Origin of the sequence: Leifsonia sp. NPDC056665 (genome assembly GCF_042791795.1) — a bacterium.
Lineage (GTDB): Bacteria > Actinomycetota > Actinomycetes > Actinomycetales > Microbacteriaceae > Leifsonia.
Window position 1 is genome coordinate 1 of record NZ_JBHTXK010000039.1, and the last position, 21,629, is coordinate 21,629.

Genomic DNA, 21,629 nt, shown 5'->3' on the forward strand with positions numbered 1-21,629 from the left:
AGAGACCTCCGTGAACTCGAGGGAACCTAGACAGCTCCAACTCGACTCCGGAGGTCTCTCCTCTGTCAACAACGATCCGGGTCAGTACAGCTAGCCCCCGAGATTCGTGCCGAATGTGCGGTTTCGCGCTGCGATTCGCGACATTCGGCACGAATCCGTGAGCGCTCAGGCGCGCGCGGCTCGCTCCCGAGCACGCTCGACGGCCTCGCGCTCGCGTTTGCGGGCCTCGCGCAGCGCCTTCTCGGCCTCGCGGCGCGACTTGGTCGCCTCGCGGACGGCCTTGTCGCGCGGCACCGGCTCCGGGCGCTGCTCGTACGCCACGACCGGCTCGCCGGCCGCGCGAGCGGTGACGTAGCGCTCGATCCCATCCAGGATGCGCTCGAGCCCGAACGCGAAGTCGTCCTGCTCGTCCTCGGCGTCGGAGTAGCCGCCGGAGGCGACCAGCGGAGCGAGGTCCGGGAACCGCTCCGGCGTGACCAGCTCCGCGAGCGCGGCCGTGAACGCCTCCCCGCTCTGCGGCGGCGCCGAGCCCTTCTCGCGCGCCTGGCGCACGTCGCGCTCCACGACGCCGACCGCGCGCGCGTAGGACGACAGCAGCAGCGCCGTCGACATCTTCTCCGCGTCGGTCAGCGGCAGGTCGCGCATCTCGCGCAGCCCCCAGTCGAGCACGGCGAGGTTGTTCGGCATCAGCGGGATGCCGGAGATCGGGATGTCCGGGAACCACGGGTGCGCCTGGATGACCTCGATGGTGGCCATCGACCAGCGCCGCAGCCCGGCGCGCCAGTCCGGCCCGCGGTCGTCCTCGGCCGGGATCGGGACCTCGCAGACCGCGTCCTGCATGAGCGCGAGGACGTCGTCCTTACTCGTCACGTAGCGGTACAGGGACATCGTGGTGAAGCCGAGCTCTGTCGCGATCCGGCTCATGGAGACCGCGGACAGGCCTTCTTGGTCGGCGACGCCGATCGCCGTCTCGATGATGCGCTCGATACTGAGCTCGCGCTTGGGTCCGCGCTGCGGCCGCTCCGCGACGCCCCAGCTCAGCGCGACGGCGCGGGGGAGCGCCTCTTCGACTTCGTCCGCCATTGAGCACGCCTTCCCGGTTCGGTGTTGACACCCATCCTAGAACTGTGTATCACTTAAACGAAATGGTATGCGCCATAAACAGTTTGCAATGTACACAGAACTCGAAAGGAACCGGATCATGACAGCACCAGCGATCGAAGTCGCCGGACTGCGCAAGTCCTTCGGCGCGCAGACCGTCCTCGACGGGGTCGACCTGCGCGTCGAGCGCGGCACCGTGTTCGCCCTGCTCGGACCGAACGGGGCGGGCAAGACGACGTTCATCAACATCCTCAGCACCCTGGTCGCGCCCGACGGCGGCAGCGCGGTGATCTGCGGCCACGACGTGGTCGCCGACCCGGAGGCCGTCAAGCAGTCGATCAGCCTCACCGGCCAGTCCGCGGCCGTGGACGAAGTCCTCACGGCGGAGGAGAACCTCCGCATGATGGCGCGGCTCTCCGGCTTCGGTCGAACGGAGGCCGCACAGCGCGCCGCCGAACTGATCGAGGGCTTCGACCTCCGCGACGCCGCGCGCAAGCGCGTGAAGACCTACTCCGGCGGGATGCGGCGCAGGCTCGACCTGGCGCTCAGCCTGGTCGCGACGCCGCCGGTCATCGTCCTCGACGAGCCGACCACCGGGCTCGACACCCGCAGCAGGCTGGCGCTCTGGGCCATCATCCGCGACCTCGCCGCGGGAGGCGTCACCATCCTGCTCACCACGCAGTACCTCGAGGAGGCCGACCAGCTCGCCGACCGGATCGCGGTCCTCGACCACGGCACGATCGTCGCCGAGGGCACGGCCGTGGAGCTCAAGGCGCGCGTCGGCGGGGAGGTCGTGGAGCTCCGCGACGCCGCCGACGAGGTGGTCCGCGAACTGCCCACCGATGGCACCGTCGACGGCCTCCGCGACGCGATCGAGGTGCTCGACCGGCTGGGCGTCCCCGGCGCGTCCATCGCCATCCGCAAGCCCAGCCTGGACGACGCGTTCCTCGCGCTCACGGGCAACCGCACCGAGTTCAAGAAGGAGGCCGTCCGATGACTGCTCTCACCTCTCCCGTCCTGCCGACCGGCCGAACCGCCTCGCGGCGCGTGGGCCGCGCCACCGCCACCGCCGTGTTCATCGGCCGCAGCGTGCGGCACTCGCTCCGCAACGTCGAGGCGCTGACGATGGCGATCGTCCTCCCGGTCATGCTGATGCTGCTGTTCACGTTCGTGTTCGGCGGCGCGCTCGACAAGGAGGGCGGCTACGTCGACTATGTCGTGCCGGGCATCATCCTGCTCTGCGCCGGGTTCGGGGCCTCCAGCACCGCGGTCGACGTGGCCGAGGACATGAGCAACGGCATCGTCGACCGGTTCCGCACCATGCCGCTCCACGCGGGCGGCGTGGTCACCGGGCACGTCGTCGCCAGCCTGCTGCGCAACCTGCTCGCGACCGGGGTCGTGATCGGCGTCGCGCTCGCGGTCGGCTTCCGTCCGACGGCGAACGCGCTCGAATGGCTGGGCGCGCTCGGGATGGTCGCGCTCTTCATCCTCGCCATCACCTGGCTGTACGCGGCGATCGGCCTCGCGGCCGCCAACCCGACGGCCGCCAGCGGCTACGGCTTCGCGCTGCTGTTCGTGCCGTACCTGTCGAGCGCGTTCGTGCCCACCGACACGATGCCGACCTGGCTGCAGTGGGTCGCGCAGAACCAGCCGATCACGCCGATCATCGAGACCATCCGCGCGCTCCTGTTCGGGCGCGACCCCGGCAGCGAGCTCTGGTGGGCGCTCGGCTGGTGCGCTGTGATCATCGCGGGAGCGTACGTCTGGGCGGTGTGGCTGTTCCGCCGCAAGGCCGGGAGGCGCTGAGCCGCTGCGCTGAGTCGGGCGCTCACCGCTCCGCGAACGCGCGGATCGCGGTGAGCATCCCGTCCGTGTCGAACGTCCCGTCGTCGGCGCGCGTGAAGTGGTGGGCATGCATCCCCGCCTCACGCGCGCCCTCGACGTTCGCGAGCGAGTCGTCGAACAGGATGGCGTCCTCCGGCCGCGCGCCGAACCTTCCGAGCGCCCTGGTGTAGATGCGCCGCTCCGGCTTGCGCGCGCCGAGCACCGCGGAGACCAGGTCGTTGCTGCCGAGGATGTCCGCCACCTCCGGCATCAGCACGGGGAGCGAGTCCTTGAACGGGATCGGGTTGTTGGACAGCAGCGAGACCGTCCCAAGCCCGGCGGCCACCCGCAGCGCCTCGATGGACCCGTCGATGCGGGTCATCGCGGCCTTCCTGGCCTCCTGCCACTGCTCCAGCGTGAGGTGCGCTCCCGTCACCTCCGCGAACGCCGCGAGGTACTCCTCGCTCGTCGCGTACTCGCCGATCTCGGCGGCGCGCTCGTGACCTCCCGCCCACCAGCTCGACGCGAGCCGGTACTGGCTCACGCCGCTCAGCTCCGCGAGGCGGGGGAGCCGTTTGTGGAAGTCGTAGTCGTACAAGGTCTTGTCGCAGTCGAAGAAGTAGACGTCCATCGCCACCAGTATCGTCCCGCGCGGGGCGCTGTCGCAGGGAACCTTGCACTGGCTCAACTATCATGGGTGCCGTCATGGCTCCCATCTACGACTGCTCCGTCGACTCCGAACTGCTCACCGGCATGCGCCTCGCCCGCGGGGCGATCGGCCGCGGCGAGCTCGTCGTGATCCCCACCGACACGGTGTACGGCGTCGCCGCCGACGCCTTCAGCCCGGCCGCGGTGCAGCGGCTCCTCGACGCGAAGGGGCGCGGCCGTCAGTCGCCGCCCCCGGTCCTGGTGCCCGGCATCCCCACGCTCGCCGCGCTGGCCGAGCAGGTCCCCGCCGAGGTCGACGCGCTCGTGCAGGAATTCTGGCCGGGCGGCCTCACCATCGTCCTGCCCGCCGCACCCTCCCTGGTCTGGGATCTCGGCGAGACCAAGGGCACCGTCGCGCTGCGCATGCCGCAGGACCGGATCGCCCTGGAGATCCTCTCCGAGACCGGCCCGCTGGCCGTCTCGTCCGCCAACCTCACCGGCCGCCCCGCCGCCCGCACCGCCGCGGAGGCGGAGGCCATGCTCGGCGAGTCCGTCTCGATCTACCTCGACGGGGGAGAGGCCGGCACCGCATACGAGCGCGTCGAGGGCAAGGACTCCTCCTCCACCATCGTCGACGCGACCGCGCTGGCTGCCGGCGCGGGCAAGCTCCGCATCCTCCGGCACGGCGTCATCACGGCCGAGCAGCTCCGCGCCGTCGTGGGAGACGCGCTCGCCGACGAGTCTGACACGGCCGACGAGTCCGATACGGCCGACGATGCCGAGGCGGTAGCCGACACCGCCGCGGACACCTGAGCCCGTGACCCTCTTCCTCGCCCTCGCACTCATCTCGGCCGTCATCACGTTCGGGATGTCCCTGGTGGTCTACCGGGTGGCGATGCGCTTCAAGCTCTACCCGAAGATCCGGGAGCGCGACGTCCACACCCGGCCGACGCCCCGGCTCGGCGGCGTCGCGATGTTCCTCGGGATCCTCGTGGCGTTCGGCATCGCGTGGCTGCTGTCCAGTCAGTTCGGCGTGCTCTCGCTGATCTTCTCGGACGCGGGCCCCATCATCGCGATCCTGGGCGCGGCCCTTCTCATCGTCGTCCTCGGCGTCGCCGACGACCTGTGGGACCTCGACTGGATGACCAAGCTCGCCGGGCAGTTCGTCGCGGCCGGGATCGTCGCCTGGCTGGGCGTGCAGATCTACTCGCTGCCGATCGGCGGCCTCACCATCGGCTCGCCGGTGATGAGCATCCTGATCACGCTGTTCGCGATCGTGCTCGTGATGAACGCCATCAACTTCATCGACGGCCTGGACGGGCTCGTCGCCGGTGTCGCGCTCATCGCCAACGGCACGTTCCTCGTCTACACGTACCTGCTGCAGCGCGACATCAGCCCGCAGAACTACTTCAGCCTCGCCGGCGTCATCGCGGCCATCCTGGTCGGCGCGTGCGCGGGCTTCCTGCCGCTCAACTGGCATCCGGCCAAGATGTTCATGGGCGACGCCGGGGCGCTGCTGATCGGCCTGCTGATGGCGACCTCGGCCATCTCGGTGACCGGCACGATCAACCCGGAGGCGCTGCAGACGCTCGGCAAGTCGTCGCTGGTGCCCGCGTTCATCCCGGTCACGATCCCGTTCGCGGTGCTCGTCATCCCGCTGCTCGACTTCGGGCTGGCGGTCGTCCGCCGCCTGCGCGCGGGCAAGTCGCCGTTCAGCGCCGACCGCAAGCACCTGCACCACCGGCTGCTCGACATGGGCCACTCGCACCTGCACGCCGTGCTGATCTTCTACGCGTGGACCGCCGTGCTGTCCATCGGCTGCCTGCTGTTCTTCTTCGACCCGTACTGGATGGCCATCGTCTTCGTCGCGATCGGCCTGGTGATCTGCACCGCGATCACGCTCGCGCCGCTCAGCCGCCGCAAGCTCAACGAGGCCGTCGCCGAGCTCGCCCCCGCGGGGAGCAGGGAGGCCGAGGAGACGGCGAAGTACGACCAGCTCGACATCGCGAGCGAACAGATCCCCGTGACCATCCCGCCGGGCGAGACCGACGACCCCACCAGCAAGGAGACCCGATGACCGACCACCAGGACGGAACACCCGCCCCGCGGCCGGACGACACCCCGAAGGCCGCCCCGCAGCAGCCCACCTCGACCCCGGTGCTGAGGGACGTGCTGAAGTACGGCCTGATCCTCGCCGTGATCATCGCGGTGGTCGGGATGGTGCTCGGCGGGATCTTCGCCGGCTGGGTCGGCGTCACGAGCGCGCTGATCGGCACCGTGATGGCCGCGGTCTTCCTCGGCATCACCGCGCTCAGCATCCTGATCGCCAACCGCTTCATCGGCTCCGACCTCTTCGTCGGGCTGTTCTTCGGCATCGTGCTGGGCGGCTGGATCGTGAAGTTCGTGCTCTTCATCGTGCTCGCGATCCTGCTGCGCGACCAGCCGTGGATCAACCCCACCGTGCTGTTCCTGAGCCTGATCGCGGGCGTCATCGGGTCGCTCGTGGTCGACATGATCGTGGTGTTCCGGTCGCGGATCCCTTACGCCAGCGACGTCACGCTGCCGGGGGACAAACGCTGAACCTTATCCGATTCGTTACCGGTTGAAAACTCTTGTAGAGTTGTCAGTGATCCCCCACCCGTCGCGCCCATGTAACGCGGAGCGCAACTCATATCGGGTGTCCACCGTTCGTCGTCGCGAGAGCTTTTAGCTCGACGCCCCGAAACAGGAGATAGCGCTGTTAGCTAACGCTGTGAACCTGCTGGTCCAGGCCTCAAGCTCCGATGGAGGAAGCTTCCAAGGCCCATCGATCAACGAGTTCTTCCCCCCGACCCTGTTCACCATCGGCGGAATCGAGTTCAACCGCATCGTCCTGGTGCGCCTCGTCGCACTGATCGTGCTGATCCTGGTCTTCTGGCTCGGCACGCGCAAGATGACGATCGTGCCCCGCCGGTTCCAGTCGATCGTCGAGATGGGCCTCGACTTCGTCCGCGTCAACATCGGGGAGGACCTGCTCGGCCGCAAGGACGGCCGCCGGTTCCTGCCGCTGCTGACCACCATCTTCTTCATGGTGCTGTTCTTCAACCTGACCGGCGCCGTCCCGTTCCTCAACATCGCGGGCACCTCGGTGATCGCGCTGCCGTTGCTGCTCGCCGTCGTGGCCTACGTCACATTCATCTACGCGGGCATCAAGAAGAGCCCGAAGAACTTCTTCAAGAACTCCCTGTTCCCGCCCGGCGTGCCGCCGTTCCTCTACATCATCGTGACGCCGATCGAGTTCATCTCGACCTTCATCCTGCGGCCGATCACGCTGACGCTCCGACTGCTGATGAACATGGTCGTCGGGCACCTGCTGCTCGTCCTGTTCTTCAGCGCGACCTCGTTCTTCTTCTTCGAGGTCGGCGGCTGGTGGGCGCTCTTCGGCGTCGGAACCTTCGCTTTCGGCTTCGCATTCACTCTCTTCGAGATCCTGGTGGCTGTCCTCCAGGCGTACGTCTTCGCACTGCTCACGGCTGTCTACATCCAGCTCGCAGTCGCCGAGGAACACTAAGAACGATCCGCGCGCCCGCACGGATCGCCATCACGGAAGGAAACACATAACGTGGACATCGCTGCTATCAACGGCAACATCGCCACTGTCGGATACGGCCTCGCCGCCATCGGCCCGGCCATTGGCGTTGGCATCGTCGTCGGCAAGACCATCGAGGGCGTCGCCCGTCAGCCTGAGCTGGCCGGCCGTCTTCAGGTCCTGATGTACATCGGTATCGCGTTCACCGAGGCGCTCGCCTTCATCGGTATCGCTACCTACTTCATCTTCGTCTGATCCTCTTTAGCCCATCCCGTAAGGAGGAACGATGCTCAACAGTGTCGTGATCGCCGCGGCGGCGGAGCAGCACAACCCGCTCATTCCGCAGCCGGCGGACATCATCGCCTCGCTGATCTGCTTCATCATCATCCTGTTCTTCTTCTGGAAGCTGGTCCTTCCGCGCATGCGGAAGCTCCTGGATGAGCGTGCTGAGGCGATCGAGGGCAACATCGCCAAGGCCGACGAGGCTCAGCACAAGGCGGAGGCGCTGCTCGAGGAGTACACCGCGCAGCTCGCCGACGCCCGTGCCGAGGCGGCCAAGATCCGCGAGACGGCCCGCACCGACGGTCAGAGGATCGTCGCGGAGGCCAAGGACAACGCCACGGCAGAGGCCGCGCGCGTGACCACAGCCGCCCAGGCCCAGATCGAGGCCGAGCGCCAGGGCGCGCTCGTCTCGCTCCGCGGCGAAGTCGGCTCGCTCGCGATCGACCTCGCCTCCGGCGTGGTCGGCGAGGTGCTCACGGACGACAAGAAGGCCCAGGCGATCGTCGATCGCTTCCTGGCCGACCTCGAGTCCGCCGACGCCCGGAAGGCCCAGGCCCAGGCCCAGGAAGCAGGGTCGAGCAACTGATGGGAAGCGCCTCCAGAGAAGCACTGGCCCGATCCGTCTCGGCGCTCGCCGAGCTCGGGTCCAAGGCCGATCTGGCGACGGCTGAAGACCTGTTCGCCGCAGGACGAGTCGTCGCCGACTCCGCCCAGCTCCGTGCGGTCCTCAGCGACCCCTCGGCGTCCGCCGAGGGCAAGACCGCGCTGGTCCAGCGCGTCTTCGCATCGCTCTCGGCCCCAGCGGTCGAGCTGCTGACCGTCGTCGCCGGCGAGCGCTGGTCCGGCCAGGACGACGTCCTGGCCGCGATCGAGGAGCTCGGCATCCGCTCGATCGCCGCCTCCGCGCCGCGCAACGTGGACATCCCGGGCGAGCTCTTCGCATTCGGAGGCGCCGTGACCTCCGACGCGGGGCTCGAGCTCGCACTCCGCAGCAAGCTCGCAGCGCCCGAGGCGAAGGCCGCTCTCGCCGAGCGCCTGCTCGCGGGCAAGGCGTCGATGCAGACCGTCGCGATCGCGCGCCAGCTCGTGCTGCAGCCGCGCGGCCGCAGCGTCCGCGAGTCGCTGCGCGAGGCCGCCCGCATCGTGGCCTCCCAGTACGGCCAGGCGATCGCCACGGTCGTCACCGCGACTCCGCTCCCGGCCGAGCAGGCCGAGCGCCTCCGCGCGAGCCTCGCCGCGACGTACGGCGACCTCAAGCTCAACGAGGTCGTCGACCCGGCGATCCTCGGCGGTCTGCGCGTGCAGATCGGCGACGACGTCATCGACGGAAGCGTCGCGTCGCGCCTCACCGAACTCCGACTTCAGCTCGCGGGCTGACCGCCCTAAGAGAAACCCAGATAGGGAACAACGATGGCAGACATTCAGATCAGCCCCGATGAGATCCGGGACGCGCTCAAGGACTTCGTCTCGAAGTACGAGCCGGCCGGCGCCTCCACCACCGAGGTCGGGCACGTCCTCGACGCCTCCGACGGCATCGCGCACGTCGAGGGCCTCCCCGGCGTGATGGCCAACGAGCTCATCCGCTTCGCGAACGGCACCCTGGGCCTGGCGCAGAACCTCGACGAGAACGAGGTCGGCGTCGTGGTCCTCGGCGAGTTCGACGAGATCGTCGAAGGCATGGAGGTGACCCGCACCGGCGAGGTCCTCTCCGTCCCGGTCGGCGACGGCTACCTCGGCCGCGTGGTCGACCCGCTCGGCAGCCCGATCGACGGCCTCGGCGAGATCGCCACGGAGGGCCGCCGCGCGCTCGAGCTGCAGGCGCCCGGCGTCATGCAGCGCAAGTCGGTGCACGAGCCGCTCCAGACCGGCATCAAGGCGATCGACGCCATGATCCCCGTCGGCCGCGGCCAGCGCCAGCTCATCATCGGCGACCGCCAGACCGGCAAGACGGCCATCGCGATCGACACGATCATCAACCAGAAGGCCAACTGGGAGTCCGGCGACGTCAACAAGCAGGTCCGCTGCATCTACGTCGCGATCGGCCAGAAGGGCTCGACCATCGCCTCGGTGAAGGGCGCGCTCGAGGACGCCGGCGCGATGGAGTACACCACCATCGTCGCGGCCCCGGCCTCCGACCCCGCGGGCTTCAAGTACCTCGCCCCCTACACCGGCTCGGCCATCGGCCAGCACTGGATGTACGGCGGCAAGCACGTCCTGATCATCTTCGACGACCTGTCGAAGCAGGCGGAGGCCTACCGCGCCGTCTCGCTCCTCCTGCGCCGTCCGCCGGGACGCGAGGCCTACCCCGGCGACGTCTTCTACCTGCACTCCCGCCTGCTGGAGCGTTGCGCCAAGCTCTCCGACGAGCTGGGCGCCGGCTCGATGACCGGTCTGCCGATCATCGAGACCAAGGCGAACGACGTCTCGGCGTACATCCCGACCAACGTGATCTCGATCACCGACGGCCAGATCTTCCTGCAGTCCGACCTGTTCAACGCCAACCAGCGTCCGGCGGTCGACGTGGGCATCTCGGTCTCGCGAGTCGGCGGCGACGCGCAGGTCAAGTCGATCAAGAAGGTCTCCGGCACGCTCAAGCTCGAGCTGGCGCAGTACCGCTCGCTCGAGGCGTTCGCGATGTTCGCGTCCGACCTCGACGCGGCCAGCCGCCGTCAGCTCGCCCGAGGCGCGCGCCTCACCGAGCTGCTCAAGCAGCCGCAGTACTCGCCGTTCCCGGTGGAGGAGCAGGTCGTCTCGATCTGGGCCGGCACCAACGGCAAGCTCGACGAGGTCGCGGTGGAGGACATCCTCCGCTTCGAGGCCGAGCTGCTCGACCACCTGCGCCGCAACACCGACATCCTCACCACCCTGCGCGACACGAACGTCCTCGACGACGACACCGCGTCGAAGCTCGGCGAGGAGGTCGACAGGTTCAAGCTCGAGTTCCAGACCGGCGAGGGCAAGCCGCTCGCCTCGGTCGGCCGCGAGGAGTTCCAGGCCAGCGCCGCAGAGGACGTCAACCAGGAGCGCATCGTCAAGGCGAAGCGCTGAGCACGGATAGGTACTGAGGAAGACACATGGGAGCACAGCTTCGGGTCTACCGGCAGAAGATCAAGTCTGCCCAGACGACCAAGAAGATCACCCGTGCGATGGAGCTGATCTCCGCCTCACGCATCCAGAAGGCGCAGGCCAGGGTCGCCGCGTCCACGCCGTACGCCCGCGCGATCACGCGCGCGGTGTCGGCGGTGGCGACCTACTCGAACGTCGAGCACGTCCTCACCACGGAGCCGGAGAAGATCGAGCGCGCCGCGATCGTCATCTTCTCGTCGGACCGCGGCCTCGCAGGCGCTTTCAACTCGAACGTGCTCAAGGAGTCGGAGAAGCTCGCCGAGCTGCTCCGGAGCCAGGGCAAGGAGGTCGTCTACTTCCTGATCGGGCGCAAGGCGCAGGGCTACTTCAGCTTCCGCCGCCGCGGGTTCGAGCGGGTGTGGACGGGCAACACGGACAACCCCGAGTTCGAGCAGGCCAAGGAGATCGCCGACGCGGTCCTCGAGTCCTTCCTGCGTGACGCGTCCGACGGCGGCGTGGACGAGATCCACGTCATCTACAACCGCTTCATCAGCATGCTGACCCAGGAGCCCCAGATCGTCCGCCTGCTTCCGCTGGAGGTCGTCGAGGGCATGGAGGAGCCGGACCGCACGCAGGTCCTGCCGCTCTACGAGTTCGAGCCCGACGTCAACACGGTGCTCGACTCGCTCCTGCCGGTCTACATCGAGAGCCGCATCTTCAACGCGATGCTGCAGTCGGCCGCCTCCAAGCACGCGGCGACGCAGAAGGCCATGAAGGCCGCGAGCGACAACGCCGACAAGCTCATCACCGACTACACGCGACTGGCCAACAACGCCCGTCAGGCGGAGATCACCCAGCAGATCTCCGAGATCGTGGGCGGCGCTGACGCGCTGAGCTCGGCAAAATAATCGTCCTAACGAGAGAGAACGAATCATGACTACCGCTACCGCCGAAGCCCAGGCTTCGACCGCGCAGCCGGCCGGCGTGGGACGCATCGCCCGCGTCACCGGTCCGGTCGTCGACATCGAGTTCCCGCACGACTCGATCCCGGGCATCTACAACGCCCTGAAGACCACGATCACGATCGGCGAGCAGTCGACCGAGATCACGCTCGAGGTCGCCCAGCACCTCGGCGACGACCTTGTGCGTGCCATCGCGCTGAAGCCGACCGACGGCCTGGTCCGCGGCGGCGAGGTGCGCGACACCGGCTCGCCCATCACGGTGCCCGTCGGCGACGTCACCAAGGGCAAGGTCTTCAACGTGACCGGGGACATCCTCAACGCCGAGCCGGGCGAGAAGATCGAGATCAGCGAGCGCTGGTCCATCCACCGCCAGCCGCCGGCGTTCGACCAGCTCGAGTCCAAGACCCAGCTCTTCGAGACCGGCATCAAGGTCATCGACCTCCTCACCCCGTATGTCCAGGGCGGCAAGATCGGCCTGTTCGGCGGCGCGGGCGTCGGCAAGACCGTCCTCATCCAGGAGATGATCCAGCGCGTCGCGCAGGACCACGGTGGTGTCTCGGTGTTCGCCGGTGTCGGCGAGCGCACGCGTGAGGGCAACGACCTCATCCACGAGATGGAGGAGGCGGGCGTCTTCGACAAGACCGCGCTCGTCTTCGGCCAGATGGACGAGCCGCCGGGAACGCGTCTGCGCGTCGCCCTGTCCGCGCTGACGATGGCGGAGTACTTCCGCGACGTGCAGAAGCAGGATGTGCTGCTCTTCATCGACAACATCTTCCGCTTCACGCAGGCGGGCTCCGAGGTCTCCACGCTGCTCGGCCGCATGCCGTCCGCGGTGGGCTACCAGCCGAACCTCGCCGACGAGATGGGCCTCCTCCAGGAGCGCATCACCTCGACCCGCGGCCACTCGATCACCTCGCTGCAGGCGATCTACGTGCCGGCCGACGACTACACCGACCCGGCCCCGGCGACCACGTTCGCGCACCTCGACGCCACGACCGAGCTCTCCCGTGAGATCGCGTCGAAGGGTCTGTACCCGGCCGTCGACCCGCTGACCTCGACCTCGCGCATCCTCGACCCCCGCTACCTGGGCGCCGACCACTACCGCGTGGCCACCACGGTCAAGCAGATCCTCCAGAAGAACAAGGAACTGCAGGAGATCATCGCGATCCTCGGTGTCGACGAGCTGTCCGAAGAGGACAAGATCACCGTGTCGCGCGCCCGTCGCATCCAGCAGTTCCTCTCCCAGAACACCTACATGGCGAAGAAGTTCACCGGTGTCGAGGGCTCGACCGTCCCGCTGAAGGACACCATCGAGTCGTTCGACGCCATCGCCAAGGGCGAGTTCGACCACGTCGCCGAGCAGGCGTTCTTCAACGTCGGTTCGATCACCGACGTCGAGGAGAAGTGGGCGCAGATCCAGAAGGAGAACGGCTGACATGGCTGTCCTCACCGTCAGCGTCGTCGCTGCCGACCACGAGGTGTGGTCGGGCGAGGCGAGAATGGTCGTCGCGCGGACCGTGGAGGGGCAGATCGGTATCCTGCCCGGCCACGAGCCGCTGCTCGCCATCCTCGCCCAGGGCGAGGTGCGCGTGACCCTGAACGGCGGGGAGTCGATCTCGGCGCAGGCCGACGACGGCTTCCTCTCCGTCGAGAACAACACGGTCACGATCGTGGCCCGTCAGGCCGAGCTGGTCTGACGATGTCCGACCAGAAAGCCCCGCTCGAACGGCAGTTCGGCGACGTCCGCGTCCCCGTGCTGATCGTGACAGCGGGGCTTCCCGGTTCCGGCAAGTCCACCATCGCGGAGATCATCGCGGGCCGGCTCGGCGCGACGGCGATCTCGGTGGACCCGATCGAGGCCGCGATCCTCAAAGCGGGCATCGACTCCGACCAGCCGACCGGACTCGCCGCCTACCTGGTGGCCGAGCGGATGGCCGAGCAGGTGCTCGTCAGCGGGCACTCGGTCGTCGTGGACGCCGTCAACGCCGTCGAGCCCGCGCGTCTGCAGTGGCGCGACCTGGCCCAGCGCTGCGGCGTGAAGCTGCGCATCGTGGAGACCGTGTGCTCGGACGACGAGCTGCACGAGCAGCGGCTCGCGAAGCGCACCGGCCTGATCGCCGCGTACGCGGTCGAGCAGAGCGTCGACGAGTACGTCGAGTGGAAGGGCGCCGCGGCGTCGCTCCCGCGGGTGACCCTGGACACCTCCCGCCCGCTCGGCGAGAACGTCGACGCGGCCCTCGCCTTCCTGGCGGGCTGAGTGCTCGTCCTGCTGCCCCCGTCGGAGACCAAGCGCGACGGGGGAGAGGGGGAGCCGCTCGCCCTGAAGTCGCTCGGTTTCCCTGCGCTGAACGCGACACGCAGGGGCGTCGTCGCCGACACGGTCGCGCTGTCGCGCACCCCGGAGGCCGCGGCGAAGGCGCTGAAGCTGGGCCCGAAGCAGGCGCACGAGGTCCAGCGGAACCGCGGCCTGCGCCGGGCGGGGACGATGCCCGCGCTGCTGCGCTACACCGGAGTGCTCTACGACGCGCTCGACGCGCCTTCGCTGACCCCGGAGCAGTGGCGGTTCGCTGCGCGCTCCGTCGCAGTGCAGTCCGCACTGCTGGGGTTGGTGCGCGCGGACGACCGGATCCCGGCCTACCGGCTGTCGTTCGACTCGCGGCTCACGCCCGCGCTCAAGAAGCGCTGGGCCGCGGCGTGCGCCGTGGAGTTCGCGGCCGTCGACGGCCTCATCCTCGACCTCCGGTCGGAGGGCTACGCCGCGCTCGGACCGCTGCCCGAGCGCGAGGGAGTGCACTACCTGCGCGTGCTCGCGCGGGACGAGAGCGGCACCGTTCGTGCGCTCAACCACTTCAACAAGCAGGCCAAGGGGCTGTTCGCGCGCGCCCTCATCGAGCGCGGCGAGGACTTCGCCTCCACGGACGACCTGCTCGCCTGGGCCGCCGCCGAGGGTTACGAGCTGACGCGCTCCGCGGACCGGATGGGCGAGCTCGACCTCGTCGTCCCGGAGGTCGTCGGCGTGCCGGGGAAGCTCAGCGCGGTTCTGCGTTCAGCCGGCTGAACATCTGCTTCGGAGCGCAACGGGACGGTGGTGCTCGGCGTGTAAGTGAGATAAGCTCATGTCACGAGAGAAGGGACATCCCCGCCAGTCCCGGCGCCGTGAACGCCGGAAGACCCACATACCAGTCGGGCCGACGCGCAGATCGCGGACACATCAAACGGATGTGCCGAGTCCGGAACCGGTGTGGCGGCAGCACAGTAAGTTCCGCCTGCGGTCGGGCACGAGCGGAAGCGCCGTCACCAGCGAGAACGGTTCCGACATCGACTTCGCCGGCCCGACTCTCTTATGCCCGCTGCTCCTCCCCAGTGCTCACGGTGTGCGTCAGGCGGCCCGGAAGCAGCCCTCGAAGTGGTCGTCCACCATCCCCGTCGCCTGCATGAGCGCGTACATCGTGGTCGGCCCGACGAAGCGGAATCCGCGACGCCGCAGCTCCTTGCTCATCGCCGTCGACTCGGCGGTGACCGCCGGGACGTCGTGCCACTCGCGCGGCCGCGGCCGGGAGCCGGTCGGGGCGAACCCCCACATCAGCTCCTCCAGCGGCACGTCGAGCGCGAGGGTCGCCCGCGCGTTCGAGATGGTCGCCTCGATCTTGCCGCGGTGGCGGATGATGCGCTCATCGCCCAGCAGCCGCAGCACATCGGTCTCGGTCATCGCCGCGACGCGCTCCGGGACGAAGCCGTGGAAGTCCTCGCGGAACGCCGGCCGGCGCCGGAGGATCGTGATCCACGACAGCCCGGCCTGGAAGCCCTCCAGGCAGAGCTTCTCGTAGAGCGCACGGGGATCGTGCTGCGGCGTGCCCCACTCCTCGTCGTGGTACCGCCGGTACTCGAGGTCGTTGGCCGACCACGAGCACCTGGCCCGGCCGTCGTCGCCGGTCACGAGGGCCGCGCGCGCGACGGTCTCGGCCGGGAGGGCGGGCGTCGTCTCTGCCTGATCCGTCGTGCTCATGCCGCGAGGGTGATCCCCTCGTGCTCCAGCAGCCACAGCTTGGTGGGGATGCCCTCGCCTCCGCTGTACCCGGTGATCTTGCCGCTGGACGAGAGGACGCGGTGGCAGCCGATGATGATGGGCACCGGGTTCGCCCCGACGGCGCCGCCGATGGCGCGCCCGTAGCCCGGGTGACCGAGCGACAGCCCGAGCTCGCCGTAGGTGGTGAGCGTGCCGTACTCGAGTGACGTGAGTCGCTCCCAGACGGCGGTGCGGAACGCGGTGCCGGCCAGGTGGACGGGGACGTCGAACTCCCGCCGCGTGCCAGCGAAGTACTCCTCGAGCTGGGCGGCCGCCTTCTCGAGGACGGCGTCGCGGTTCTCGGGGAGGTCGTCGTGGGGGAGCACGTCGTCGCGTGCGATCGAGAGGGACGTGACGGCGTCGGCGTCGCCGGTCAGCTCGATGCGGCCGATGGGGCTCGGCATCCGGAGGAGGGTGATCGTGGAACTGCTCATGGATCGACTCTACGGCCGGCCACCGACAGCCACTCGCGGAAATCGGACATCGGGGACAAGTCGCATTCCGGCCCTTCCTGTGGAGGACTGATTGGTCGGCTCGCACCCCGGCCGCTGCCTAGACTCGACAGCATGGCGAACATCGAATACCGCACCCTCGGCACCTCCGGCCTGGTCGTCTCGACCATCGGCCTCGGCTGCAACAACTTCGGCCGCGCGGGCACGGCCACCGAGACCCAGGAAGGCACGGACGCGGTCATCGGCGCCGCCATCGACGCCGGCGTGACGTTCTTCGACACCGCCGACATCTACGGCAAGGAGCGCGGGCTCTCGGAGACCCTGATGGGCGCCTCCCTCCAGGGCAAGCGCGACCGGATCGTGCTGGCCACCAAGTTCGGCATGGACATGGCGGGCGCGAACGGCCCCGACTGGGGCGTGCGCGGCTCCCGCCGCTACATCAGGCTCGCCGTGGAGTCGTCGCTGCGCCGGCTGCGCACCGACTGGATCGACCTCTACCAGCTCCACGCGCCCGACCCGGTGACGCCGATCGAGGAGACGCTGGAGACGCTGGACGACCTCATCGCCGAGGGCAAGATCCGCTACATCGGCCACTCGAACCTCGCCGGCTGGCAGATCGCGGAGGCCGAGTTCACCGCGCGGCTCGCCGGGCATCCGAAGTTCATCTCCTCGCAGAACGAGTACAGCCTGCTGGCCCGCGGCGCCGAGCGGGAGGTGCTGCCGGCGGTCAACGCGTACGGCCTCGGCTTCCTGCCGTTCTTCCCGCTGTACAACGGGCTCTTCACGGGCAAGTTCAGCCGCTCGGGCGGACCGGCGGACAGCCGCATCATGATGATCCGCAAGCACCTGCTCGACAACGCGCCGTGGGACGCGATCGAGCGCTACCAGGCGTTCTGCGACGAGCGCGGTGTCACGATGCTGCAGGCGACCTTCGCGTGGCTGCTGGCCCAGCCGGGGCTCACCAGCGTGATCGCCGGGGCGACCCGTCCCGAGCAGATCGTGGCGAACGCCGAGGCGGCCACGGCGTGGACCCCGTCGGCGGAGGAGGTCGCAACGATCTCGGCCATCTTTTCTTTCGAAAGCTGAGTTCCCGCTCGATCACTGAAAAGAGGGGTGTTCGCTCAGGGCGAACAATCTTCTCATTGTGAGTGAGCACTCACTCCGCATACGATTCCAGCATGGAAACCGAGTTGGAGACGACGCGCAGTCGCGCCCAGCCGCTGCCGCCCGAAGACCGCAAGGCGATGATCATCGCCGCGGTCATCCCGCTGCTGATCGAGCACGGCCGCGGCGTGACCTCGCGCCAGATCGCCGACGCCGCCGGGATCGCGGAGGGCACGATCTTCCGTGCGTTCGGCGACAAGGAGACGCTCGTCCAGGCCGCCATCGAGACGTACCTCGACCCGGAGCCTCTGCGAGCGGCCCTGCGCGCGATCGATCCGAGCCTGCCTCTGGAGCACAAGGTCCGCGCGATCGTCTACCTGCTCCGCGAGCGCTTCCAGAACGTCATGCGCATCATGGCCGTGGTCGGCCACGAGCGACCGCCGATTCCGCACGAGCGGACCGAGTTCGCGGCGATCATCGCCCGCATCCTCGCCCCGGAGGCCGACGAGCTCAACTGGCCTCCCGACCGCGTCGCCCACATCCTGCGCCTGATCAGCTTCTCGTCCGCGTTCCCCGCCCTGAACGACGGCATCGAGTTCAGTGTCGACGACCTCGCCCGGATCGCCCTCGTGGGCGTGGCCGGTCGGCCTTTCGCCACCTACACACCAATGACGACCGCCGCGGACGCGGCAGACCAGGGAGAGCCCGGATGCTTCTGAAACTCCTCGGCCGGTACCTCCGGCCGCACTGGCCGCTGCTCATCGGAGTGGTGGTCTTCCAGCTCGCGCAGTCGCTGCTGTCGCTCTGGCTGCCGACGCTGAACGCCGACATCGTGGACAACGGCATCGCCAAGGGCGACACGGGCTACATCCTGTCGACCGGCGCCGAGATGCTCGGAATCACGATCGTTCAGATCGCCTGCTCGATCACCGCCGTCTACTTCGGCGCGCGGGTGGCGATGCTGGTCGGCCGCGACCTCCGCGGCGCGATCTTCCACCGCGTCGGGGAGTTCTCCGAGCGCGAAGTCACCCACTTCGGCGCCCCGTCGCTCATCACGAGGAACACCAACGACGTCCAGCAGGTGCAGATGCTCGTGCTGATGACCTGCACGCTCCTGGTATCGGCGCCGATCCTCGCGATCGGCGGCATCATCCTCGCGATGCGCCAGGACATCCAGCTCTCGTGGCTGATCGCCGTGAGCGTCCCCGTGCTGCTGATCGCCGTGAGCATGATCATCGTCCGGATGGTCCCGCTGTTCCGCAAGATGCAGGAGCGGATCGACCGGGTCAACCGGGTCCTACGCGAGCAGCTCACCGGCATCCGTGTGGTCAGGGCGTTCGTCCGGGAGGACGTCGAGACCGACCGGTTCACGGTCGCCAACGACCAGGTCACCGACACCGCGATCCGGGCCGGGCGGCTGTTCGCGCTCATGTTCCCGATCGTGATGCTGGTGCTGAACGTGTCCAGCGTCGCCGTGATCTGGTTCGGCGCGTACCGCGTCGCGGACGGGTCGATGCAGATCGGCACGCTGACCGCCTTCCTGCAGTACCTCGCGCAGATCCTCATGGGCGTCATGATGTCGACCATGATGGCGGTGCTGGTGCCACGTGCCGCGGTCTGCGCCGACCGCATCGGCGAGGTGCTGAACACCGAGCCGTCGGTGGGCGCCGTCGAGAACCCGATCACCGAGGTCTCCGCGCACGGCACGGTCGAGTTCGTCGGCGTCAGCTTCTCCTACCCGGGAGCAGAGCAGCCGGTCCTCAGCGACGTCACCTTCTTCGCGGAGACCGGCAAGACCACCGCCGTGATCGGCAGCACCGGAGCCGGCAAGACGACGCTGGTCAACCTCATCCCTCGGCTCTTCGACGCGACGAGCGGCATCGTGCTGGTCGACGGCGTGGACGTCGCGGAGCTCGACCCCGAGGTGCTCTGGTCGCGCATCGGGCTCGTGCCGCAGAAGCCGTACCTGTTCTCCGGGACCGTGGCCAGCAACCTCCGCTACGGCAACCCGGACGCCACGGACGACGAGCTCTGGCGCGCGCTGGAGATCGCCCAGGCGAAGGGCTTCGTGGAGGAGATGCCGGACAAACTGGATGGGCCGATCGCCCAGGGCGGCACCAATGTGTCCGGTGGCCAGCGGCAGCGTCTGGCCATCGCGCGCGCGCTCGTGCGGCGGCCGGAGATCTACATCTTCGACGACTCCTTCTCGGCCCTCGACACCGCGACCGACGCGCGCCTGCGCAGCGCGCTCGCCCGCCATGAGGCGGAGGCGACGATGATCGTCGTGGCCCAGCGGGTGTCGACCATCGTGGACGCCGACCAGATCGTCGTCCTCGAGGACGGCCAGGTGGTCGGCCGCGGCACCCACGCCGAGCTCGTGGAGACCAATCCGACCTACGCCGAGATCGTCTCGTCGCAGCTCACCGCGGAGGAGGCGGCATGACCCGCGAAGACAGCGCCCGTCGTCCAGCTCCCGCGGCGGCTCCGGCCGGCGCTCCCACGGCGACGCAGGCGCCCGTCCGGACCCCGGTGCGCCGCGGCCCGGGAGGCGGCCCGTTCGGCGGGATGACGATGCCGGGCGACAAGTCGCTGAACTTCGGCCCGTCGGCCAAGCGGCTGGCCGCGCGGCTGCGGCCCGAGTGGATCGGCATCGTCTTCGTCACGGTCCTCGCCGTCGTGAGCGTGGTGTTCGCGGTGCTCGGGCCGAAGCTGCTCGGCAACGCCATCAACCTCGTGTTCGCCGGGGCGATCTCCGCGCACCTCCCGGCGGGGATCACCCAGCAGCAGGCCATCGCCGGCCTGCGGGCGAGCGGGCAGGGCCAGCTCGCCGACCTCATCTCGGGGATGACGCTGACGCCCGGCCAGGGCATCGACTTCACCGCCGTCGGCCACATCCTGATGTGGGTGCTCGCGCTCTACATCGCGTCGTCGCTGTTCGCCTACCTCCAGGGCTACGTGCTCAACGGGATCACCCAGCGCACCGTCTACCGGCTGCGGCAGGACGTCGAGGCCAAGATCCACCGCCTCCCGCTGACCTACTTCGACAAGATGCAGCGCGGCGAGCTGCTGAGCCGGGTCACCAACGACATCGACAACATCTCGCAGACCCTCCAGCAGACGATGAGCCAGCTGCTCACCTCGCTGCTGACGGTGATCGGCGTGACGGTGATGATGTTCGTGGTGTCGCCGCTGCTCGCCCTGATCGCGATCATCACGATCCCGCTGACCCTCGTGATCACGATGCTGATCGCCAAGCGCTCGCAGAAGCTGTTCGTCGCGCAGTGGCGCAACACCGGCGAGCTGAACGGCCAGATCGAGGAGGCCTTCACCGGCCACTCGCTGGTCAAGGTCTTCGGACGGCACCGCGAGGTGGAGGAGCGCTTCCGCTCCAAGAACCAGGAGATGTACGAGGCGAGCTTCGGCGCGCAGTTCATCTCCGGCCTGATCATGCCCTCGATGATGTTCGTCGGGAACCTGATGTACGTCGCGATCGCAGTGGTCGGCGGCCTCCAGGTGGCCAGCGGCGCGATGCAGCTCGGCGACGTGACGGCGTTCATCCAGTACTCGCGCCAGTTCACGCAGCCGCTCACGCAGCTCGGCTCGATGGCCAACCTGCTGCAGTCGGGCGTCGCCAGCGCCGAGCGGGTCTTCGAGCTGCTGGACGCCGAGGAGCAGAGCGCGGACCCGGCCGAGCCGGTCGACCCGCAGGGCACCCGCGGCCGGCTGGCCTTCGAGGACGTGTCGTTCCGGTACCTGCCGGACACGCCGCTCATCGAGGACCTCTCGCTGGTGGCCGAGCCCGGCCAGACCGTTGCGATCGTCGGGCCGACCGGCGCGGGCAAGACCACGCTGGTCAACCTGATGATGCGCTTCTACGACCTGGACTCCGGCCGGATCACCCTCGACGGCGTGGACATCGCGACGATGACCAGGCACGGTCTCCGCGAGCGGATGGGGATGGTGCTGCAGGACACCTGGCTGTTCAAGGGCACGATCCGCGAGAACATCGCGTACGGCCGGCCGGGCGCGACCGAGGAGGAGATCCTCGACGCGGCGCGCGCGACGTACGTCGACCGGTTCGTGCACTCGCTGCCGGACGGCTACGACACGGTGCTGGACGACGAGGGGTCGAACGTCTCCGCCGGCGAGAAGCAGCTGCTCACGATCGCGCGGGCGTTCCTCGCCAGGCCGAGCGTGCTCATCCTGGATGAGGCGACCTCCTCGGTCGACACCCGCACCGAGCTGCTGGTGCAGAAGGCGATGAGCGCGCTGCGCGCCGACCGTACCTCGTTCGTGATCGCGCACCGGCTGTCCACGATCCGCGACGCCGGGCTCATCCTGGTGATGGAGGCCGGACGCATCGTGGAGCAGGGCACCCACGCCGAGCTGCTCGCCCGCGGCGGCGCCTACTACACCCTCTACAACGCCCAGTTCGCCGCCCCCGCAGAGGAGGAGGCCTAACGATTCGTGCCGAATGTGGCGTTTGGCGCCGCCAAACGCCCCATTTGGCACGAATCTGCGGGGCTCAGAGGCTGTCGCTTATACACAACTGAAGC

General features: G+C 68.7%; 23 protein-coding genes. 19 read left to right on the plus strand and 4 right to left on the minus strand.

Annotated elements, in window-relative coordinates:
* Positions 1 to 165: 165 nt before the first annotated feature.
* A complete protein-coding gene (locus tag ACFQ9V_RS20090) occupies positions 166 to 1,083 on the minus strand; it encodes a TetR/AcrR family transcriptional regulator (protein ID WP_382460884.1) in 918 nt (305 codons plus the stop codon).
* Positions 1,084 to 1,201: 118 nt separating this feature from the next.
* Here ACFQ9V_RS20090 and ACFQ9V_RS20095 point away from each other — a divergent pair, with 118 nt between their 5' ends.
* A complete protein-coding gene (locus ACFQ9V_RS20095) occupies positions 1,202 to 2,098 on the plus strand; it encodes an ATP-binding cassette domain-containing protein (RefSeq protein ID WP_382460885.1) in 897 nt (298 codons plus the stop codon).
* On the plus strand, positions 2,095 to 2,907 hold the full coding sequence (locus tag ACFQ9V_RS20100; RefSeq protein WP_382460886.1) for an ABC transporter permease: 813 nt from the start codon (positions 2,095 to 2,097) through the stop codon (positions 2,905 to 2,907). The genes ACFQ9V_RS20095 and ACFQ9V_RS20100 overlap by 4 nt, the downstream gene beginning before the upstream one ends.
* Before the next feature lie 22 nt (positions 2,908 to 2,929).
* Here the strand turns inward: ACFQ9V_RS20100 and ACFQ9V_RS20105 are convergent, their stop codons facing one another.
* Positions 2,930 to 3,556 carry an HAD family hydrolase gene (locus tag ACFQ9V_RS20105; RefSeq protein WP_382460887.1) on the minus strand — a complete coding sequence of 209 codons (627 nt, stop codon included), beginning with the start codon at positions 3,554 to 3,556 and terminating at the stop codon, positions 2,930 to 2,932.
* A 74-nt stretch (positions 3,557 to 3,630) separates the two neighbouring features.
* Here ACFQ9V_RS20105 and ACFQ9V_RS20110 point away from each other — a divergent pair, with 74 nt between their 5' ends.
* The 13 genes from ACFQ9V_RS20110 to ACFQ9V_RS20170 all read left to right on the plus strand — a co-directional run bounded on the left by ACFQ9V_RS20110 (position 3,631) and on the right by ACFQ9V_RS20170 (position 14,509).
* Positions 3,631 to 4,386, plus strand: coding sequence for an L-threonylcarbamoyladenylate synthase (locus tag ACFQ9V_RS20110; RefSeq protein ID WP_382460888.1), 756 nt, complete (start codon positions 3,631 to 3,633; stop codon positions 4,384 to 4,386).
* A gap of 4 nt (positions 4,387 to 4,390) precedes the next feature.
* Complete coding sequence (locus ACFQ9V_RS20115) at positions 4,391 to 5,650, plus strand: MraY family glycosyltransferase (RefSeq protein ID WP_382460889.1); 1,260 nt, start codon at positions 4,391 to 4,393, stop codon at positions 5,648 to 5,650.
* Positions 5,647 to 6,153 carry a hypothetical protein gene (locus ACFQ9V_RS20120; RefSeq protein WP_382460890.1) on the plus strand — a complete coding sequence of 169 codons (507 nt, stop codon included), beginning with the start codon at positions 5,647 to 5,649 and terminating at the stop codon, positions 6,151 to 6,153. The genes ACFQ9V_RS20115 and ACFQ9V_RS20120 overlap by 4 nt, the downstream gene beginning before the upstream one ends.
* Before the next feature lie 172 nt (positions 6,154 to 6,325).
* Positions 6,326 to 7,123 carry a F0F1 ATP synthase subunit A gene (gene atpB / locus ACFQ9V_RS20125; protein WP_382460891.1) on the plus strand — a complete coding sequence of 266 codons (798 nt, stop codon included), beginning with the start codon at positions 6,326 to 6,328 and terminating at the stop codon, positions 7,121 to 7,123.
* A 51-nt stretch (positions 7,124 to 7,174) separates the two neighbouring features.
* Positions 7,175 to 7,396, plus strand: coding sequence for an ATP synthase F0 subunit C (gene atpE, locus ACFQ9V_RS20130; RefSeq protein WP_064111451.1), 222 nt, complete (start codon positions 7,175 to 7,177; stop codon positions 7,394 to 7,396).
* A gap of 31 nt (positions 7,397 to 7,427) precedes the next feature.
* A complete protein-coding gene (locus tag ACFQ9V_RS20135; protein ID WP_382460892.1) occupies positions 7,428 to 8,009 on the plus strand; it encodes a F0F1 ATP synthase subunit B in 582 nt (193 codons plus the stop codon).
* On the plus strand, positions 8,009 to 8,800 hold the full coding sequence (locus ACFQ9V_RS20140) for a F0F1 ATP synthase subunit delta (protein WP_370056891.1): 792 nt from the start codon (positions 8,009 to 8,011) through the stop codon (positions 8,798 to 8,800). The genes ACFQ9V_RS20135 and ACFQ9V_RS20140 overlap by 1 nt, the downstream gene beginning before the upstream one ends.
* A 33-nt stretch (positions 8,801 to 8,833) precedes the next feature.
* The gene (gene atpA, locus ACFQ9V_RS20145) at positions 8,834 to 10,471 is read left to right on the plus strand and encodes a F0F1 ATP synthase subunit alpha (protein WP_382460893.1); all 1,638 of its coding nucleotides are present in this window, start codon (positions 8,834 to 8,836) and stop codon (positions 10,469 to 10,471) included.
* A gap of 26 nt (positions 10,472 to 10,497) precedes the next feature.
* The gene (locus ACFQ9V_RS20150; protein ID WP_382460894.1) at positions 10,498 to 11,397 is read left to right on the plus strand and encodes a F0F1 ATP synthase subunit gamma; all 900 of its coding nucleotides are present in this window, start codon (positions 10,498 to 10,500) and stop codon (positions 11,395 to 11,397) included.
* A 25-nt stretch (positions 11,398 to 11,422) separates the two neighbouring features.
* Positions 11,423 to 12,886, plus strand: coding sequence for a F0F1 ATP synthase subunit beta (gene atpD / locus ACFQ9V_RS20155; RefSeq protein WP_382460895.1), 1,464 nt, complete (start codon positions 11,423 to 11,425; stop codon positions 12,884 to 12,886).
* A gap of 1 nt (position 12,887) precedes the next feature.
* The gene (locus ACFQ9V_RS20160) at positions 12,888 to 13,148 is read left to right on the plus strand and encodes a F0F1 ATP synthase subunit epsilon (protein ID WP_382460896.1); all 261 of its coding nucleotides are present in this window, start codon (positions 12,888 to 12,890) and stop codon (positions 13,146 to 13,148) included.
* A 2-nt stretch (positions 13,149 to 13,150) separates the two neighbouring features.
* The gene (locus ACFQ9V_RS20165) at positions 13,151 to 13,708 is read left to right on the plus strand and encodes an AAA family ATPase (RefSeq protein ID WP_382460897.1); all 558 of its coding nucleotides are present in this window, start codon (positions 13,151 to 13,153) and stop codon (positions 13,706 to 13,708) included.
* Positions 13,709 to 14,509: a YaaA family protein gene (locus ACFQ9V_RS20170; protein ID WP_382460898.1), complete on the plus strand. Its 801-nt coding sequence runs from the start codon at positions 13,709 to 13,711 to the stop codon at positions 14,507 to 14,509.
* A 321-nt stretch (positions 14,510 to 14,830) separates the two neighbouring features.
* Here ACFQ9V_RS20170 and ACFQ9V_RS20175 read toward each other — a convergent pair whose 3' ends face one another.
* Together ACFQ9V_RS20175 and ACFQ9V_RS20180 are read right to left on the minus strand one after the other, a co-directional pair.
* Positions 14,831 to 15,457, minus strand: a complete 627-nt coding sequence (locus ACFQ9V_RS20175) for a DNA-3-methyladenine glycosylase I (protein WP_382460899.1) — start codon at positions 15,455 to 15,457, stop codon at positions 14,831 to 14,833.
* On the minus strand, positions 15,454 to 15,951 hold the full coding sequence (locus ACFQ9V_RS20180) for a methylated-DNA--[protein]-cysteine S-methyltransferase (RefSeq protein ID WP_382460900.1): 498 nt from the start codon (positions 15,949 to 15,951) through the stop codon (positions 15,454 to 15,456). Before ACFQ9V_RS20180 ends, ACFQ9V_RS20175 begins: the two co-directional genes overlap by 4 nt.
* A 132-nt stretch (positions 15,952 to 16,083) precedes the next feature.
* Here ACFQ9V_RS20180 and ACFQ9V_RS20185 point away from each other — a divergent pair, with 132 nt between their 5' ends.
* The 4 genes from ACFQ9V_RS20185 (at position 16,084) to ACFQ9V_RS20200 (ending at position 21,534) form a co-directional block, all read left to right on the plus strand.
* Complete coding sequence (locus ACFQ9V_RS20185; RefSeq protein ID WP_382460901.1) at positions 16,084 to 17,055, plus strand: aldo/keto reductase; 972 nt, start codon at positions 16,084 to 16,086, stop codon at positions 17,053 to 17,055.
* Positions 17,056 to 17,147: 92 nt separating this feature from the next.
* Entirely contained in the window at positions 17,148 to 17,792 is a 645-nt protein-coding gene (locus ACFQ9V_RS20190; protein ID WP_382460902.1) for a TetR/AcrR family transcriptional regulator, read from the plus strand.
* Positions 17,783 to 19,516 (plus strand): ABC transporter ATP-binding protein, encoded by a 1,734-nt coding sequence (locus ACFQ9V_RS20195; RefSeq protein WP_382460903.1) that lies wholly within the window; start codon positions 17,783 to 17,785, stop codon positions 19,514 to 19,516. The genes ACFQ9V_RS20190 and ACFQ9V_RS20195 overlap by 10 nt, the downstream gene beginning before the upstream one ends.
* The gene (locus ACFQ9V_RS20200; RefSeq protein WP_382460904.1) at positions 19,513 to 21,534 is read left to right on the plus strand and encodes an ABC transporter ATP-binding protein; all 2,022 of its coding nucleotides are present in this window, start codon (positions 19,513 to 19,515) and stop codon (positions 21,532 to 21,534) included. The genes ACFQ9V_RS20195 and ACFQ9V_RS20200 overlap by 4 nt, the downstream gene beginning before the upstream one ends.
* Positions 21,535 to 21,629: the final 95 nt, after the last annotated feature.

Excerpts from the sequence above, each read along its gene's own strand:
- ACFQ9V_RS20090 (WP_382460884.1), bottom strand. The coding sequence starts at position 1,083 with ATGGCGGACGAAGTCGAAGAGGCGCTCCCCCGCGCCGTCGCGCTGAGC.
- ACFQ9V_RS20095 (WP_382460885.1), top strand. The coding sequence starts at position 1,202 with ATGACAGCACCAGCGATCGAAGTCGCCGGACTGCGCAAGTCCTTCGGC.
- ACFQ9V_RS20100 (WP_382460886.1), top strand. The coding sequence starts at position 2,095 with ATGACTGCTCTCACCTCTCCCGTCCTGCCGACCGGCCGAACCGCCTCG.
- ACFQ9V_RS20105 (WP_382460887.1), bottom strand. The coding sequence starts at position 3,556 with ATGGACGTCTACTTCTTCGACTGCGACAAGACCTTGTACGACTACGAC.
- ACFQ9V_RS20110 (WP_382460888.1), top strand. The coding sequence starts at position 3,631 with ATGGCTCCCATCTACGACTGCTCCGTCGACTCCGAACTGCTCACCGGC.
- ACFQ9V_RS20120 (WP_382460890.1), top strand. The coding sequence starts at position 5,647 with ATGACCGACCACCAGGACGGAACACCCGCCCCGCGGCCGGACGACACC.
- ACFQ9V_RS20135 (WP_382460892.1), top strand. The coding sequence starts at position 7,428 with ATGCTCAACAGTGTCGTGATCGCCGCGGCGGCGGAGCAGCACAACCCG.
- ACFQ9V_RS20140 (WP_370056891.1), top strand. The coding sequence starts at position 8,009 with ATGGGAAGCGCCTCCAGAGAAGCACTGGCCCGATCCGTCTCGGCGCTC.
- atpA (WP_382460893.1), top strand. The coding sequence starts at position 8,834 with ATGGCAGACATTCAGATCAGCCCCGATGAGATCCGGGACGCGCTCAAG.
- ACFQ9V_RS20150 (WP_382460894.1), top strand. The coding sequence starts at position 10,498 with ATGGGAGCACAGCTTCGGGTCTACCGGCAGAAGATCAAGTCTGCCCAG.
- atpD (WP_382460895.1), top strand. The coding sequence starts at position 11,423 with ATGACTACCGCTACCGCCGAAGCCCAGGCTTCGACCGCGCAGCCGGCC.
- ACFQ9V_RS20160 (WP_382460896.1), top strand. The coding sequence starts at position 12,888 with ATGGCTGTCCTCACCGTCAGCGTCGTCGCTGCCGACCACGAGGTGTGG.
- ACFQ9V_RS20165 (WP_382460897.1), top strand. The coding sequence starts at position 13,151 with ATGTCCGACCAGAAAGCCCCGCTCGAACGGCAGTTCGGCGACGTCCGC.
- ACFQ9V_RS20175 (WP_382460899.1), bottom strand. The coding sequence starts at position 15,457 with ATGAGCACGACGGATCAGGCAGAGACGACGCCCGCCCTCCCGGCCGAG.
- ACFQ9V_RS20180 (WP_382460900.1), bottom strand. The coding sequence starts at position 15,951 with ATGAGCAGTTCCACGATCACCCTCCTCCGGATGCCGAGCCCCATCGGC.
- ACFQ9V_RS20185 (WP_382460901.1), top strand. The coding sequence starts at position 16,084 with ATGGCGAACATCGAATACCGCACCCTCGGCACCTCCGGCCTGGTCGTC.
- ACFQ9V_RS20190 (WP_382460902.1), top strand. The coding sequence starts at position 17,148 with ATGGAAACCGAGTTGGAGACGACGCGCAGTCGCGCCCAGCCGCTGCCG.
- ACFQ9V_RS20195 (WP_382460903.1), top strand. The coding sequence starts at position 17,783 with ATGCTTCTGAAACTCCTCGGCCGGTACCTCCGGCCGCACTGGCCGCTG.
- ACFQ9V_RS20200 (WP_382460904.1), top strand. The coding sequence starts at position 19,513 with ATGACCCGCGAAGACAGCGCCCGTCGTCCAGCTCCCGCGGCGGCTCCG.